Annotated in this window: 13 protein-coding genes and 2 riboswitches; of the genes, 6 read left to right on the plus strand and 7 right to left on the minus strand. The window is 69.7% G+C overall.

Annotation, left to right across the window (positions count from 1 at the left end):
- Position 1 precedes the first annotated feature (1 nt).
- The 3 genes from ACX80N_RS07435 to acs are packed head-to-tail and all read left to right on the plus strand — an operon-like array spanning position 2 to position 3,851.
- Positions 2–1,045: an aliphatic sulfonate ABC transporter substrate-binding protein gene (locus ACX80N_RS07435; RefSeq protein ID WP_105032510.1), complete on the plus strand. Its 1,044-nt coding sequence runs from the start codon at positions 2–4 to the stop codon at positions 1,043–1,045.
- The gene (locus ACX80N_RS07440) at positions 1,042–1,911 is read left to right on the plus strand and encodes an ABC transporter permease (RefSeq protein WP_459338880.1); all 870 of its coding nucleotides are present in this window, start codon (positions 1,042–1,044) and stop codon (positions 1,909–1,911) included. The genes ACX80N_RS07435 and ACX80N_RS07440 overlap by 4 nt, the downstream gene beginning before the upstream one ends.
- On the plus strand, positions 1,902–3,851 hold the full coding sequence (acs, locus tag ACX80N_RS07445; protein ID WP_459338881.1) for an acetate--CoA ligase: 1,950 nt from the start codon (positions 1,902–1,904) through the stop codon (positions 3,849–3,851). The genes ACX80N_RS07440 and acs overlap by 10 nt, the downstream gene beginning before the upstream one ends.
- A 78-nt stretch (positions 3,852–3,929) precedes the next feature.
- Here the strand turns inward: acs and ACX80N_RS07450 are convergent, their stop codons facing one another.
- From ACX80N_RS07450 to ACX80N_RS07460, 3 genes are all read right to left on the minus strand, one after another.
- Positions 3,930–4,877 (minus strand): LysM peptidoglycan-binding domain-containing protein, encoded by a 948-nt coding sequence (locus ACX80N_RS07450; protein ID WP_459338882.1) that lies wholly within the window; start codon positions 4,875–4,877, stop codon positions 3,930–3,932.
- A 5-nt stretch (positions 4,878–4,882) separates the two neighbouring features.
- Positions 4,883–5,063: riboswitch (cyclic di-AMP (ydaO/yuaA leader) on the minus strand.
- A 108-nt stretch (positions 5,064–5,171) separates the two neighbouring features.
- Positions 5,172–5,408, minus strand: a complete 237-nt coding sequence (locus ACX80N_RS07455) for a hypothetical protein (protein ID WP_105032506.1) — start codon at positions 5,406–5,408, stop codon at positions 5,172–5,174.
- Between the two features lie 62 nt (positions 5,409–5,470).
- Positions 5,471–6,757 (minus strand): glycoside hydrolase family 6 protein, encoded by a 1,287-nt coding sequence (locus ACX80N_RS07460; RefSeq protein ID WP_459338883.1) that lies wholly within the window; start codon positions 6,755–6,757, stop codon positions 5,471–5,473.
- A gap of 192 nt (positions 6,758–6,949) precedes the next feature.
- Positions 6,950–7,054, plus strand: a riboswitch (SAM riboswitch).
- 5 nt (positions 7,055–7,059) lie between these two features.
- On the opposite strand from ACX80N_RS07460, the gene ACX80N_RS07465 reads away from it, so the two are divergent.
- The 3 genes from ACX80N_RS07465 to ACX80N_RS07475 are packed head-to-tail and all read left to right on the plus strand — an operon-like array spanning position 7,060 to position 9,061.
- On the plus strand, positions 7,060–7,182 hold the full coding sequence (locus ACX80N_RS07465; protein ID WP_459338884.1) for a hypothetical protein: 123 nt from the start codon (positions 7,060–7,062) through the stop codon (positions 7,180–7,182).
- Positions 7,182–8,561 carry an O-acetylhomoserine aminocarboxypropyltransferase/cysteine synthase family protein gene (locus ACX80N_RS07470; protein ID WP_105032504.1) on the plus strand — a complete coding sequence of 460 codons (1,380 nt, stop codon included), beginning with the start codon at positions 7,182–7,184 and terminating at the stop codon, positions 8,559–8,561. Before ACX80N_RS07465 ends, ACX80N_RS07470 begins: the two co-directional genes overlap by 1 nt.
- Positions 8,558–9,061: a CoA-binding protein gene (locus ACX80N_RS07475; protein WP_105032503.1), complete on the plus strand. Its 504-nt coding sequence runs from the start codon at positions 8,558–8,560 to the stop codon at positions 9,059–9,061. The genes ACX80N_RS07470 and ACX80N_RS07475 overlap by 4 nt, the downstream gene beginning before the upstream one ends.
- A 65-nt stretch (positions 9,062–9,126) precedes the next feature.
- Here the strand turns inward: ACX80N_RS07475 and ACX80N_RS07480 are convergent, their stop codons facing one another.
- The 4 genes from ACX80N_RS07480 to mmsA form a co-directional block, all read right to left on the minus strand.
- Positions 9,127–10,587 carry a hypothetical protein gene (locus tag ACX80N_RS07480; RefSeq protein WP_459338885.1) on the minus strand — a complete coding sequence of 487 codons (1,461 nt, stop codon included), beginning with the start codon at positions 10,585–10,587 and terminating at the stop codon, positions 9,127–9,129.
- On the minus strand, positions 10,584–11,138 hold the full coding sequence (locus ACX80N_RS07485) for an RNA polymerase sigma factor (RefSeq protein ID WP_240615187.1): 555 nt from the start codon (positions 11,136–11,138) through the stop codon (positions 10,584–10,586). The genes ACX80N_RS07480 and ACX80N_RS07485 overlap by 4 nt, the downstream gene beginning before the upstream one ends.
- A gap of 201 nt (positions 11,139–11,339) precedes the next feature.
- Complete coding sequence (gene mmsB, locus ACX80N_RS07490; protein WP_105032500.1) at positions 11,340–12,575, minus strand: multiple monosaccharide ABC transporter permease; 1,236 nt, start codon at positions 12,573–12,575, stop codon at positions 11,340–11,342.
- A gap of 4 nt (positions 12,576–12,579) precedes the next feature.
- Positions 12,580–14,109, minus strand: coding sequence for a multiple monosaccharide ABC transporter ATP-binding protein (gene mmsA, locus ACX80N_RS07495; protein ID WP_105032683.1), 1,530 nt, complete (start codon positions 14,107–14,109; stop codon positions 12,580–12,582).
- Between the last annotated feature and the right edge of the window lie 46 nt (positions 14,110–14,155).

Below are 14,155 nucleotides of genomic sequence, written 5' to 3' on the forward strand. Positions count from 1 at the left end.
CATGAACCGCCGCGCCCTCCTGCCGACCCTCGCCCTCGCCACCGCCCTCCCGCTGAGCCTCAGCGGCTGCCTGGCCGGCGAGAACGCCGCCGACACGCAGGCAGTGGCCGACGGCGCCGCCGCCACGGAAGGCGGCGCCCTGAACATCGACTTCGCCACCTACAACCCCCTGAGCCTGATCATCAAGGACCAGGGCTGGCTGGAGGAGGAGCTCGCCGCCCAGGACATCACCGTCAACTGGGTGCAGTCCGCCGGGTCGAACAAGGCCAACGAGGCGCTCCGCGCCGGTGCCATCGACGTCGGCTCGACGGCGGGTTCGGCCGCGCTGCTCGCCCGCTCCAACGGCTCGCCCATCAAGGCCATCGACATCTACTCGCAGCCCGAGTGGGCGGCGCTCGTGACCCTGCCGGACTCGGGCATCACGAGCGTGGAGGACCTGCGCGGCAGGTCGGTCGCGGCGACCCGCGGCACCGACCCCTACTTCTTCCTGCTGCAGGCCCTCGAGGCCGCCGGCGTGGACCAGTCCGAGGTCACCATCGAGAACCTGCAGCACGCCGACGGCCGCGCGGCCCTCGCCAGCGGCGCCGTCGACGCGTGGTCCGGCCTCGATCCGATCATGGCCGCCGCCGAGCAGGACGGCGCCCAGCTGTTCTTCCGCGACATCGACTACAACACCTACGGCTTCCTCAATGCCACGGAGGACTTCCTCGCGGAGAAGCCCGACGTCGCGCAGACCGTGGTCGACGCCTACGAGAAGGCCCGCGAGTGGGCCAAGGAGAACCCCGAGGAGACCGCCGCCATCCTCGCCGAGGTCGCCGCGATCGACCCGGCCGTCGCCACCGCGGTGATCATCGACCGGACCAACCTCGAGGTCGATCCGGCGCCGGGTGACGCGCAGCGCAGCGTGCTCGAGAAGATCGGCCCCGTGTTCGTGGAGACCGGCGACGTGCAGACCCAGCAGCAGATCGACGACGCCCTCGGGTCCCTGTTCGACGCCTCGCTCGTCGAGAAGGCCGACCCGGCGTCCATCGGCTCCGATTCATGAGTGCCGAGCACCTCACGGGCAGCAGCGCGACACCCATCAGCGAAGAGGGCCACGGGGCCGTCGGCTCCCCGGTGGCCGGGCCTGCGGCCAGGGGCGGGCGGACGCGCGTACCGGGTCGGCACATCGGCGTCGTCCTGCTCGGACTCGTCGTCCCGGTGCTGATCCTGCTCGCCTGGCACCTCAGCACGGCCTCGGGATTCTTCCGGCCCTCGCAGCTGCCGTCGCCGGCGTCGGTCCTCGCCGCCGCCGTCGATCTGGCCGAGCGCGGCCAGCTCGCCACGCACATTCTCATCTCCACCCAGCGCGTGCTCCTCGGATTCCTCATCGGCTCCGCGCTCGGCGTGCTGGCCGGTGCGCTGCTGGGACTCTCCCGCATCGCCGACGTCCTGCTCACCCCCACCGTCGGAGCCCTCCGGGCGGTCCCGTCACTGGCATGGGTCCCGCTGCTGGTCCTGTGGATCGGCATCAACGAGGACTCCAAGGTCACGCTGATCAGCATCGGCGCGTTCTTCCCCGTGTTCACCACGCTGTACCTCGGGCTGCGGCACGTGGACCGCAACCTCGTCGAGGCGGCGCGGGCCTTCGGACTGAACGGCGTCCGCCTGCTGACCACGGTGCAGCTCCCCGCCGTCGTCCCCGCCCTGTTCTCCGGCCTCCGGCTGGCCCTCGCGCAGTCCTGGCTGTTCCTCGTGGCGGCCGAACTGATCGCGTCGTCGATGGGACTCGGCTTCCTGCTCACCGACTCGCAGTACTCGGGCCGCGTGGACCGCATCATCCTGGCGATCATCCTGCTGGCGGTCCTGGGCAAGACGACGGACGCGCTCCTCGGCATCGCCGAGCGCTGGGCGGTGCGCCGGTGGGCGTAGGTACGGCGCCGGCAGGCACGACGGCGGACGACCCGGCGGCCCTGCAGGACGAGGCCGGACGGCTCGCGTTCTGGGCCGAACAGGCCGGCCGGCTCGACTGGGACACGCCGTGGGACACGGTCCACACGTTCCGGAAGGCCGCTCCGCAGGAGGACGGGACGCTCAGCGTCCCCGTCATCGAGTGGTTCGCCGGCGGCACGCTCAACGTCGCCGCGAACTGCGTGGACCGGCACGTGCGCGCCGGGAACGGTGACCGCGTGGCCCTCCACTTCGAGGGTGAGCCGGGCGACCGCCGGACCATCACCTACGCCCGGCTGCAGGACGAGGTGTCCCGCGCCGCGAACGCCCTGCTGGGCCTGGGCATCGGCCCGGGCGACCGCGTGGTCGTCTATCTTCCCGTACTCGTGGAGACGGTGGTCGTCACCCTCGCCTGCGCCCGGATCGGGGCCGTGCACTCCCTCGTGTTCGGCGGGTTCTCGGCCGAGGCGCTGCGCTTCCGCGTCGAGGACACCGGGGCGAAGCTGCTCGTCACCACCGACGGACAGTACCGCCGCGGTACGGCCGTGGCCGTGAAGGATAACGCCGATGCCGCCGTCGCGGGCGTGGGAAGCGTCGAGCACGTCCTGGTGGTCCGGCGGACGGGGTCCGCGGTCAGCTGGACCGAGGGCCGCGACGTGTGGTGGCACGACGTCGTCGACACCGCCTCACCGCGCCACGACCCGGAGGCGTTCGACGCCGAGACTCCGCTGTTCATCATGTACACCTCGGGGACCACCGGTAAGCCGAAGGGCCTCGTGCACACCTCCGGCGGCTACCTGACCCAGGCGTCCTGGAGCTTCAAGCATCTCTTCGGCCATCCTGATCCGTCGCAGCGCGACCGCGACGTGCACTGGTGCACCGCCGACCTCGCATGGGTCACCGCGCACACCTACGAGCTGTACGGGCCGCTGTCCAGCGGCGCCACGCAGGTCCTCTTCGAGGGCACTCCCGACACGCCGCACCCGGGCCGCCACTTCGAGATCATCGAACGCTACGGCGTCACGAGCTACTACACCGCGCCCACCCTGGTCCGCTCGCTCATGGGCTGGTTCCCCGACGGCGTCCCGGCCTCCTACGATCTCTCGAGCATCCGCGTGCTCGGCACCGTGGGCGAGGCCGTGAACCCCGAGGCGTGGCGCTGGTTCCGCAGGAACCTGGGCCGCGACGAGGTGCCCGTCGTCGACACCTGGTGGCAGTCCGAGACCGGGGCCACCGTGCTCTCCCCCAGCCCCACCGACGCCGATTTCAAGCCCGGCTGCGCGGCACGTGCCCTGCCCGGGGTCGGCACGCGCATCGTCGACGAGGACGGCCGGACCGTTCCGCCGGGCGTGCAGGGGCTGATCGTCGTCGACCGCCACGGCCCGGCCATGGCCCGGACGGTGTGGGGGAACCCCCAGCGCTACCTCGACTCCTACTGGCGGAAGTTCGCAGTCCACGGCTGGTTCCTCGCCGGCGACGGCGCGCGGTACGACGACGACGGCGACATCTGGATCCTGGGGCGTGTGGACGACGTCATCAACGTCTCCGGCCACCGCCTGTCGACGATCGAGATCGAGTCGGCGCTCGTGGCCCACCCGCTCGTCACGGAGGCCGGCGTATGTCCGATCTCCGACCCGCTGACGGGTCATGCCATCGCCGCGTTCGTGGTGCTCGGCGCGGGATCCGGCCCGGGCGGGGACGTCACGGCCACGCTGCGCGCCCACGTGGCCGAGGTGATCGGGCCGATCGCTCGACCGTCGGCCGTCGTCGTGGTGCCCGATGTGCCCAAGACGCGCTCGGGGAAGATCATGCGGCGCCTGCTCACGCAGCTCTACGAGGGGGCCCCGCTCGGGGACACCACCTCCCTCCAGAACGAGGCCTGCATCCCGGGGATCCAGGGCGTCCTGGCAGCACGCCGCTGAGGACCACCCGTTAAAGAAGGAAGCGGCAGGCGCCCCGTCCAAGCACCTGCCGCTTCCCGTGTGTGGTCCGTTCAGGTACTAGACCCGGACGAAGGATGCTCCCGCGAGATCCGAGAGGGGGTGCTGCATGGTGAGGTTCGACCCGTTCATGCCGCTGCTGATGACTTGGCCACCGCCGGCGTAGATGGCCACGTGGCCACCGGTGATGACGATGTCGCCGGGGGCGGGAGTGGACACGCGCGTTCCGAACTGGAAGAACTGCGAGGGGCCGAGATCGCCCACGGAGATGCCGGCCGCACGCAGTGCGTTCTCGACCAGGACGGTGCAGTCCTGCACCGCTCCGGCTGCGAGCTGCGCCTGGGCGGAGGCCAGGAGGGTTCCGCCGACGCCGCTGGGGGTCGCGGCCGGGGTGATCTCCGCCGAGGCGAGGTAGACGCTCGAGCCCGGCGCTGCGGACACGGCCGGTGCGGGTGCGACGGCTGCCGCCTGGTGCACGACCGGCGCCGGGGCGACGGCTGCTGCCTGCTGCATGGGGGCTGCGGGAGCGACGGCGACAGGTACGGACACCGTCTGCGCGGGTGCCTGGACGGCTCCACCCGTGGGGATCACGATGGAGTCGCCCGGGAAGATGATCGAGGCGAGGGACAGCCCGTTCACTGCGAGGACCGCGTTGAGGTCAGCGCCGTGGCGGGCGGAGATGGCACCGAGGGTGTCGCCGGCGACGACGGTGTGGGTCGCTGCGGTCGGAGCAGCAGCGACGGCGGGGGCTGCAGCCGGAGCGGCTACAGGTGCTGCGGCCACGGGCGCTGCGACGGCCGCCGGGGCGGTCGTCGTGCCCTGCTCGGTGTACGAGCTGGCGTTGGCGGTGCCGACGGCGCTGAGCGCGAGGCCCGACGTGACGGCCACGACGGCAACGGGACGGCCGACGGTGGTTGCGTGGGCCTTCGCGGCGCGGGACAGGCCCTGCAGTGCGAGGTTGCCGTCGATGTCGGCACGGTGGCGCGCCGGTGAAGTCTTAACTGACATGGTTGTATACCTCTCCCATGCCTGCGGGGTGAGCTGTCGGGTTCGGATGGGAGTCACCCGGGCGCGGGCATCGGCCGGTAGGGCGATGCGATGCGACTTAACCCCAAGGACGATGGCAGCTGGTGCTGCACGTCCGCTGGAACTGTGGTTCCCCCGTCCCCGCCGTGATGTTTGCGAACGTGTCCAGGACGACGGCAGGGCTCGGCATTCCGTCCGGGAGAGCCTCACTGAGACGGAGGCACTCGACGACGATAGCCACTGCTCGAACGGTTTGTCACATTCGCATAACGCCGGTTACCCTGCCCTTCCGGCACTGGCGAAGCGGCGGAACGCGAGCGCCGTTCCTGCGGCGCCGAGCGTGAGCAGGACGGACTGCTGGAGGTAGAACCACCCTCCTGGGATCGGTGTCGGGCTGACCGCCGCCCCCACGATGCTGCTCGCGACGGCCACCGTCAGGGCCACGCCGACGCAGCACAGCGTGCCCCAGAGCCTGCGTTCCGGGGCACGCTGTGCCGACCGCCAATCCTCCATGGGTCCAGCCTAGGCGGCCGGGGTGTGCGCGGGCTGTGGTACCGCGCACACTCCGGACTGCGCTACGGCCGGACGGGCGCGCTGGCGTTCTTGATCAGGTCGAGTGCCTGCTCGGGGAACCATGCACCGGCCGAGGGGTCCACCCGGCCCCACGCGGAATCCACCCCGCCGTTGTTCGTCAGGCCGCGGCTGCACTCGCCGTCGGACTCGCCGGGTACCTTGATCCAGAGGAAGGCGTCCGCCAGCTCGTGGCCCGTGTCCGAGGTGGGCAGGTAGCCGAGCCCGCGAGCGGGAGGATTGCACCACACCTGGGGGTCCGGGTAGGTGGTGGCGGGGACCCAGGGCCCGCGGCCGTTGCGGCTGGTGTCGATCACGAAGTGTGCGAGATCGTCCGAGGTCGGGGCGTTGCGCGCACCGGCGACGTTCTGGGCGTACCAGGCGTCCGTCAGGCCCCAGGTCGAGAAGTCCGTGGGCGAGGCGGGGTAGAACTGGCCGGCGCAGGAACCGTAGGCGCCCGGCTCGATCTCCGTGGCGTAGTAGATGCACTGCGACACCCAGGAGCCGTACTTCAGTTGCCGCTCGGTCAGCTCGTAGTTGGAGACGTTGAGGAAGAATCCGTCCGCCTTCTGCACGCCGGCCTTCACGAGGCGGTTGGCGATCTCCCCCGTACCCAGCCAGGCACTGTGCGTCCCGTCGAGGTAGACCTTCGTGTTCGGCAGCGCCTTCAGCTCGTCCACCGCGTAGGTGAGCATCTCGTAGCGCTCCGCGGCCGCGGTCGCGCTCTTCGCCTCCGCGGGCTGGCACCATTCGAGGTTGCCGTCGATCGTGCGGTGCCAGGGGATGATGCCGAGTCCGTCCGGCTCCAGCACGATCATCGCGGCCCGATCCTGGATACCTGCCGCGAGGGCGTCGATCCAGGCCTTGTATCCCGCGACATCGGTGGCGCCACCGGCCGAGTACTGTGCGCAATCCCTGAACGGGAGGTTGTAGGCGGCGAGCACGGGCATCTGGCCCTTGCCGGCTGCACGGTGGGTGGTATTGCGCACTTCTTGCGTCACCGTTGCGGGATCATCGCCCGTGACCCACACGGCCTGCGGCGTGGAGACCATGGCGCTGAGTTTCTCGGCGGTCGCTTTGTCACCCGAGGACCTGAGGTCCGCGATCTGGCGCTGGGCCTCGTGGTAGTGGTTCTTCATCGGGACGTAGAACTCGGTGGGCGATGATCCGGCCCCCTGCAGGGGCCCGCCCTTGGGCCCCTGGGCCGCAGCCGGAAGGGCCGCGAAGGCGGTGGAAGCGAGGACCCCTGCGAGCGCAAGAGTCATGGCACATCTACTGGCGATGCTGAGCATCATTGCTCCTCATGGTGCTGGTCGTTTGGCGTGAGAGCCCGAGCAGGACGCGCTCCGTATCCCCGTGGAAGCGCTCCCATGGCAAAGTCTTTGGTGCAGATGTGAATATTGTCAAGACGCCGGAATCGGTCGTCCGCCTCATCCGATGACACATGGTTTGGTTCCGCCGCGGGGCGGTGTCACACTCGTTTCTGACCATCCCGAGCGGCTGAGAGATCTGGCTCCCTGACGCCGCAGCAACCCTGGCCTCCGCCGTCCGGCGGCGACAGAAGGGTGCTACTGCCAGACCGATGGAGGACACGATGAGCGCCACCGACCCCGCAGACTTCCCGCAGCCCTCCGGAGGCGCACACTCCCCGCGCGACAGGGACCCGGGGCCCTCCGGGTACGGCGCGACCAACGGACCCACCAAGGCAGGTATCTGATGGCAGAACGTTCCTTCGGCTTCCGCACGCGCGCACTCCACGCCGGCGGCACCCCCGACGCCACGCACGGCGCGCGCGCTGTGCCGATCTACCAGACGACGTCGTTCGTGTTCAAGGACACCAACGACGCCGCCAACCTCTTCGCGCTGCAGAAGTACGGCAACATCTACTCACGCATCGGCAATCCCACCGTCGCCGCGTTCGAGGAGCGCATCGCCTCCCTCGAGGGCGGCATCGGCGCGGTGGCGACGGCGTCGGGCATGAGCGCGGAGTTCATCACGTTCGCGGCGCTGTGCCAGGCGGGCGACCACATCGTCGCCGCGTCCCAGCTGTACGGCGGGACGGTCACGCAGCTGGACGTCACGCTGCGCCGCTTCGGCATCGAGACCACCTTCGTGCCCGGCACCGACCCCGCCGACTACGCGGCCGCCATCCGGGAGAACACCAAGGCCGTTTACGCCGAGGTCATCGCCAACCCCTCGGGGGAGATCGCGGACCTCGCGGGACTGGCGAAGGTGGCGCACGACGCCGGCGTGCCGTTCATCGTCGACTCCACCCTGAGCACGCCCTATCTCGTGCGGCCCATTGAGCACGGCGCGGACATCGTGATCCACTCGGCCACCAAGTTCATCGGCGGCCACGGCACCACCCTGGGCGGTGTGGTCGTGGAGAGCGGCCGGTTCGACTGGGGCAACGGCAAGTTCCCCACCATGACCGAGCCCGTGCCCTCGTACGGCAACATCCAGTGGTGGGCCAATTTCGGGGAGTACGGCTTCCTGACCAAGCTGCGGACCGAGCAGCTCCGCGACATCGGTCCGTCGCTCTCGCCGTCGTCGGCCTTCCAGCTCCTGCAGGGCGTGGAGACGCTCGCCCAGCGCCTCGACGAGCACCTCGAGAACGCCCAGGCCGTGGCCGAGTGGCTGCAGGCCGATCCCCGGGTCGAGTACGTCAACTACGCGGGACTCCCCACGCACGTGCACCACGAGCGCGCCAGGACGTACCTGCCGCAGGGCCCCGGATCGGTGTTCAGCTTCGGGATCAGGGGCGGACGCAAGGCGGGCCAGAAGTTCATCGAATCGCTGCAGCTCGCCTCGCACCTGGCGAACGTGGGCGACGCGCGCACACTCGTGATTCATCCCGGCTCGACGACGCACCAGCAGCTCTCGGCCGAGCAGCTCGTGGCGGCGGGCGTGCCCGAGGACCTGGTCCGCATCTCGGTGGGGCTCGAGGACCTGGACGACATCCTGTGGGATCTCGACCAGGCGCTCGAGACCGCGACCGGCTCGTCGGACGAGGCATTCGACGACCTCCCGCAGGAAGCGGCCGGGGAGAACGACGACGACGCCTCGGCAACGCGGGCAGTGGGAGTGGGAGCATGAGCGGCACGACAGCACCGGAGCGCACGTGGGAAGGGCCATCGGCGCCCGAACGCCTGGCCCTGCTGAGGAATGCGCGGTCTGTGGCGATCGTCGGGGCCTCGGACAAGCCCTCCCGGGCGTCCTACTTCGTGGCCACGTACCTGCAGTCCTCCTCCCCCTACCGCCTGTACTTCGTGAACCCGGTGGCGAAGGAGATCCTGGGGCAGCCCGCGTACGGCTCGCTGAAGGACCTGCCCGAGGTGCCCGACGTGGTCGACGTGTTCCGCAGGCACGACGACCTGCCCTCGGTGCTGCAGGAGACCCTCGACGTCGGAGCCAGGACGCTGTGGCTGCAGCTGGGCTCGTGGCACGAGGACGTCGCGCGGGACGCGGAGGCTGCGGGCCTGGACGTCGTCATGGACCGGTGCATCAAGATCGAGCACGCGCGCTTCCACGGTGGGCTCAACCTCGCCGGGTTCAACACCGGAGTCATCTCCTCGAAGCGCCAGATCACCTCGTAGCGCTTCGGCCCCGGGCCGCCACCACGCAGCGTCGATCGCCGCACCGGTGGACGCGATCGGCGCGATCAGCGGCCTGCGGGCAGGCCGTTCCCCGCTTCGATGACGCCGGCGGCCGGGGCGCCCGGCACCGCAGGATCAGGCACGTCACCCGGTGACGGCAGGACGTCCGCAGCAGGCGCGTCCGGCACCTCCGGCACCGCCCCAGGAGCAGGTTCGCCCGGCACCTCCGGGACGATGCCGCCCGCGGGCGCGTCCGATACCTCCGGCACGACGCCGGCAGCCGACGTATCCGGCACTTCGGGTACGGCGGGTCCCTCGGGGACGACATCTCCGGCCCAGGGATCCGGCACCGGGTACTCCTCCGGTGGTACGGCCGCCGGGTCGACGAACGTCTCCGCCAGGAACAGCTCCATCGAGTCGGCTTCCCGTGCCACGGGAGCGTCGCCGTGGAAGGTCACGGGGTTCGACGGTGCGGCAGGTGTACGGAGCCACGAGATACCCGGACGCTGCGGCGCCGGCAGTGACTGGACCTCATCCGCTGCGGGACCGACGTCGAGGCGCTTCATCCCGATCTTCCGGTCATGGCCCGTCTCGTCCCGATTCTTCCCGGCAGGACCCGTCGTGTCCTGACCAGCCTTCACCGGTCCCACTGTGTCCTGACCAGCCCTGCCCGGACCCGTCGTGTCCTGACCAGCCCTCACCGGACCGACCTTGCGCTGCTCCACCCTGTCCGGGCCCGGCTCGGCGATATCAGTATCAGTGCCCTTCTTCGGGACAGGGACCGCCACGGGTGCGGGTGGACCAGCAGGAGCCGTGGTGATGCGGGTGTCACGGGCAGGCGGCAGCGGCGGGGCAGGAGCAGGTGGGACAGGTCCGGCAGGTTCCTGGGCGCTCGGTGCGACAAGGGGCACGGCCGGGGATACGGCGAAGACACCGCTCACGGCGGAGGACGAGTGCGCCCCGGACGCCGGGAGGACATCCGGACCGACGGAGGTCCCGGTCCCCGGGGCTGCGGGATCCGACGTCGATGGAGCCGAACCGGACGCCGCGGGAGCTCCGGGAGGCTTGTCGCCGGGAGGGCCGGCAGTTCGGTGCTCGTCGGCAGCGCCTGCAGCCCCACGGCCGGAGGGTGCACGGACCTCCGATGCGCCGGTCTGCGGGTGTGCAGGGCGCTCCGTGCGACCGGCGCCATCGCGGGCCGTGAAGTGGACGATCGAGTCGACGGCGTCGCCCAGACCGGAGGGCAGGTGGAGTGTTCCTGCCGCGACCCCTGACATCCCGGCGCCCATCGACACCGCGAGCGCACCACCGATAAAGGTGATGCGGCGTCTGTTCCGACGGCTCCTCGGTGCCCGGCCGCCGTCGGCCATCAGTTGTCCGAGCTCGGCGGAAGCGTCGGGTGCCGGTCCTTCGCCGAGCGCACCGATGTGCCGGACGGCGTCGAGGAGCAGTGGCTCCTCGGGCAGGCCGCTCTCCCCGAGGAGACGCAGCACGGGCTCCGGCGACGGGGTGTCACGTGCAGTCATGGCGCGTCCGATCCATTGGGTTGTACCAGTTCCCTCAGCTTGAGCAGCCCCCGCCGCTGCAGTTGTTTGACCGACCCTGCGGACTTCCCGAGGATCTCTGCGACCTGCTCGATCGGCAGCTCCGCCACGATCCGCAGCAGGAGCACGTCGCGCTGCTCGGCATTGAGCTGCGCCAGCATCCCACCCGTCCCCGCGGAGTCGAGATTGCCCAGCGCCACCGTCTCCGCCGACTCGGTGACCCGCGTGTCGCCCTCGGCCTCGTAGCCCACGAGGACCGGCGCACGCACCCTCTTCCGCACCTCGTCCACGTGCCGTGCGTGGGCCACCGAGAAGGTGAACGTGCGCAGGCCCTGCACCCCGCCGGAGACGGAGTCCAGTTTCGAGAAGACCGTGAGGAAGACGTCCTGCGTCAGCGCCTCGGGATCCTCCGAGCCGCGTCCCCGGAAATAGCCCAGCACGCGCGGACCGAGGGTCTCGTAGATCTCGGTGAACGCCGCGGGGTCGCCCGCCTGTGCGCGGACCAGCGCATCATCAGGCAGCGGTGTGACCACGGTCTCTTCCTTGTCCGGGGGGAGGGCGACACCCATCGTAACCGCTGGCCCCTCCCCCGAAGCGCCCGGCCGCGCGGGCCGGATCAATGAAAAGGCCGCACCGAGGTCTGTTGGGGGAAAGACCTCGGTGCGGCTTACATACCGGTAATCGACGCGGAGGACGTGAAAGTTACGCCCGCCCGGAAACTTTTCTCGTCGGCCCTATTTCAGCGCGTTCGAGGCGCGCCGCTTGTTGAAGACGTCGAACCCGACCGCGAGCAGGAGCACCATGCCCTTGATGAACTGCTGGTAGTCGATGCCGACGCCGAGCAGCGACATCCCGTTGTTGAGCACGCCCATGATGAGCCCTCCGGTGATGGCGCCGATCACGGTTCCCACACCGCCCGTCACCGCCGCACCTCCGATGAACGCCGCCGCGATGGCGTCGAGCTCGAACAGGTTGCCGGCACCCGGCCCCGCGGAGTTGAGGCGGCCCGTGAAGATGAGGCCGGCCAGCGCTGCGAGGACGCCCATGTTGACGAAGAGCATGAAGTCGATGCGCTTGGTGTTGATGCCCGACAGCTGTGCCGCCTGCAGGTTGCCGCCGACGGCGTAGATGTGGCGGCCGAAGACGCTGTTGCTCATCACCGCGCTGTAGCCGACGATCAGCACGCCGAGGACCACGAGCACGATCGGCGTCCCGCTGCGCGAGCTGGCGAGCAGGTAGGTCAGGCCGAGGATGATGGCCGCGATGAACCCGAGCTTCGTGAAGAACCACGACGCCGGCTCGTCCTCGAGCTTCAGGCGGGCGCGGGTCGCCCGGCCGCGCAGCTGCGTGGCCACCAGCAGGGCGACGGCGATGACGCCGAGGCCCACGGTGGTCCAGTCGAGGAGGTTGGTCTCCGCCGGGAAGAGTCCCGGGAACAGGAAGCCGCCGCCGAGCTGGCGGTACTCCTCGGGGAAGCCGGTGATGCGCTGGTTCTCGAGCACGATCTGCGTCAGGCCGCGGAACACGAGCATGCCGGCCAGCGTGACGATGAAGGCCGGGATGCCCACGTAGGCCACCCAGAAACCCTGCCAGGCGCCCACGAGTCCGCCGATGACCAGCGATGCGAGGAAGGCCGCCCACCAGGGGAAGCTCCAGTCCTGCACCATGATGCCGGACATCGCGCCGACGAAGGCCGCCACCGACCCGACCGACAGGTCGATGTGCCCGGCGACGATGATCATGACCATGCCGATGGCCAGCAGGAGGATGTAGCTGTTCTGCACGATGATGTTCGAGACGTTGTCCGGCTGCAGCAGCGCTCCGCCGGTCAGTACCTGGAACAGGGTCACGATCGCGATGAGGGCTACGAAGATGCCGATCTGCCGCAGCCTGCTGGTCAGGAAGGAGAACCCGTTCTTCACGGGAGGCGGCGTCGTCGCGACGTGGGGGTCCTTGACGGTGGTTGCCATGGAGTCAGTCCTTTTCCTTGGTCATGTACTGCATGAGGAGTTCGGGGGTCGCCTGCCCGATGGGCACTTCCGCGGTGATGCGGCCTTCGGCGAGGGTGTAGATGCGGTCGCAGATGCCGAGGAGCTCGGGGAGCTCGGAGGAGATGACGATCACGGCCTTCCCCTCGGCCGCGAGCCGGTTGATGATCGTGTAGATCTCGTACTTGGCGCCGACGTCGATCCCCCGCGTGGGTTCGTCGAGGATCAGGACGTCGGGGTCCGAGAACATCCACTTGGAGAGCACGACCTTCTGCTGGTTCCCGCCGGAGAGCTTGCCCGTGATGGAGGTGACGGAGGGCGCCTTGATGTTCATGGACCTGCGGTAGTCACCGGCGACGACGGCCTCCCGGCCGCTGTCCACCCAGCCGCGCTTCGCGAGCTTGCCGAGGGCGGCGCCGGAGACGTTGCGCTTGATGTCGTCGATCAGGTTGAGCCCGTAGCGCTTGCGGTCCTCGGTGGCGTACGCGATGCCGTGCCCGATGGCCTCACTGACGGTGCGCGGCGCGATCGCGGTCCCGTTCTTGTACAGGGTCCCGGTGATGCGGGAGCCGTAGCTCCGCCCGAACACGCTCATGGCGAGCTCGGTGCGCCCGGCTCCCATGAGGCCTGCGATCCCCACCACCTCGCCCGCGCGGACGGAGAGGTTCGCCGAGTCCACGACCACCCGGGAGGTCTCCTGGGGGTGGTGCACGGTCCAGTCCTCCACCCGGAGGACCTCCTCGCCGATGACGGGCGTGCGCTCGGGGTAGCGGCTCTCCATGTCGCGCCCCACCATGCCCCGGATGATGCGTTCCTCGGTGACGGAGCCGTCATGCAGGCTGAGCGTCTCGATGGTGCGCCCGTCCCGGAGGATGGTCACCGAGTCGGCGATCTCCCGGATCTCGTTGAGCTTGTGGCTGATGATGATGCACGTGATGCCCTCGGAGCGGAGTCCCTTGACGAGCCCCAGGAGGTGCGCGGAGTCCTCGTCGTTCAGCGCCGCGGTGGGTTCGTCGAGGATGAGCAGCCGGACGTTCTTGGACAGCGCCTTGGCGATCTCGACGAGTTGCTGCTTGCCCACGCCGATGTCACCGGCCCGTACCACCGGGTTAAGGTCGAGACCCACGCGGCGCAGGAGCTTCCCCGCCTCCACATTGGTCTCGTTCCAGTCGATGAAGCCGCGCTTCTCGCGTTCGTTCCCGAGGAAGATGTTCTCGGCCACGGACAGGAACGGCGAGAGGGCGAGCTCCTGGTGGATGATGACGATCCCGTCGCGCTCGCTGTCGCGGATGTCCTTGAACTCCACGACGGAGCCGTCGAACTCGATGTCGCCGTCGTACGTGCCGTGCGGGTACACGCCCGACAGCACCTTCATGAGGGTCGATTTCCCGGCCCCGTTCTCCCCGCAGATCGCGTGGACTTCTCCACGCTCGACGTCGAGGGTGACGTCCTGCAGTGCCTTCACGCCTGGGAAGGTCTTGGTGATGCGGCGCATCCGAAGGATGTTCTCCGCCATGGTCATGCCTCGCTTACTCGAGTGGAAGTCCCGGCAGCCGCCGGGC

It is taken from the genome of Arthrobacter sp. MDT2-16 (assembly GCF_054510925.1).

Coding starts and splice junctions, on each gene's coding strand:
- ACX80N_RS07480 (WP_459338885.1), bottom strand. CDS start 10,587: ATGACTGCACGTGACACCCCGTCGCCGGAGCCCGTGCTGCGTCTCCTC.
- ACX80N_RS07450 (WP_459338882.1), bottom strand. CDS start 4,877: ATGTCAGTTAAGACTTCACCGGCGCGCCACCGTGCCGACATCGACGGC.
- ACX80N_RS07435 (WP_105032510.1), top strand. CDS start 2: ATGAACCGCCGCGCCCTCCTGCCGACCCTCGCCCTCGCCACCGCCCTC.
- ACX80N_RS07460 (WP_459338883.1), bottom strand. CDS start 6,757: ATGCTCAGCATCGCCAGTAGATGTGCCATGACTCTTGCGCTCGCAGGG.
- ACX80N_RS07440 (WP_459338880.1), top strand. CDS start 1,042: ATGAGTGCCGAGCACCTCACGGGCAGCAGCGCGACACCCATCAGCGAA.
- ACX80N_RS07475 (WP_105032503.1), top strand. CDS start 8,558: ATGAGCGGCACGACAGCACCGGAGCGCACGTGGGAAGGGCCATCGGCG.
- ACX80N_RS07465 (WP_459338884.1), top strand. CDS start 7,060: ATGAGCGCCACCGACCCCGCAGACTTCCCGCAGCCCTCCGGAGGCGCA.
- mmsB (WP_105032500.1), bottom strand. CDS start 12,575: ATGGCAACCACCGTCAAGGACCCCCACGTCGCGACGACGCCGCCTCCC.
- ACX80N_RS07470 (WP_105032504.1), top strand. CDS start 7,182: ATGGCAGAACGTTCCTTCGGCTTCCGCACGCGCGCACTCCACGCCGGC.
- mmsA (WP_105032683.1), bottom strand. CDS start 14,109: ATGGCGGAGAACATCCTTCGGATGCGCCGCATCACCAAGACCTTCCCA.
- ACX80N_RS07455 (WP_105032506.1), bottom strand. CDS start 5,408: ATGGAGGATTGGCGGTCGGCACAGCGTGCCCCGGAACGCAGGCTCTGG.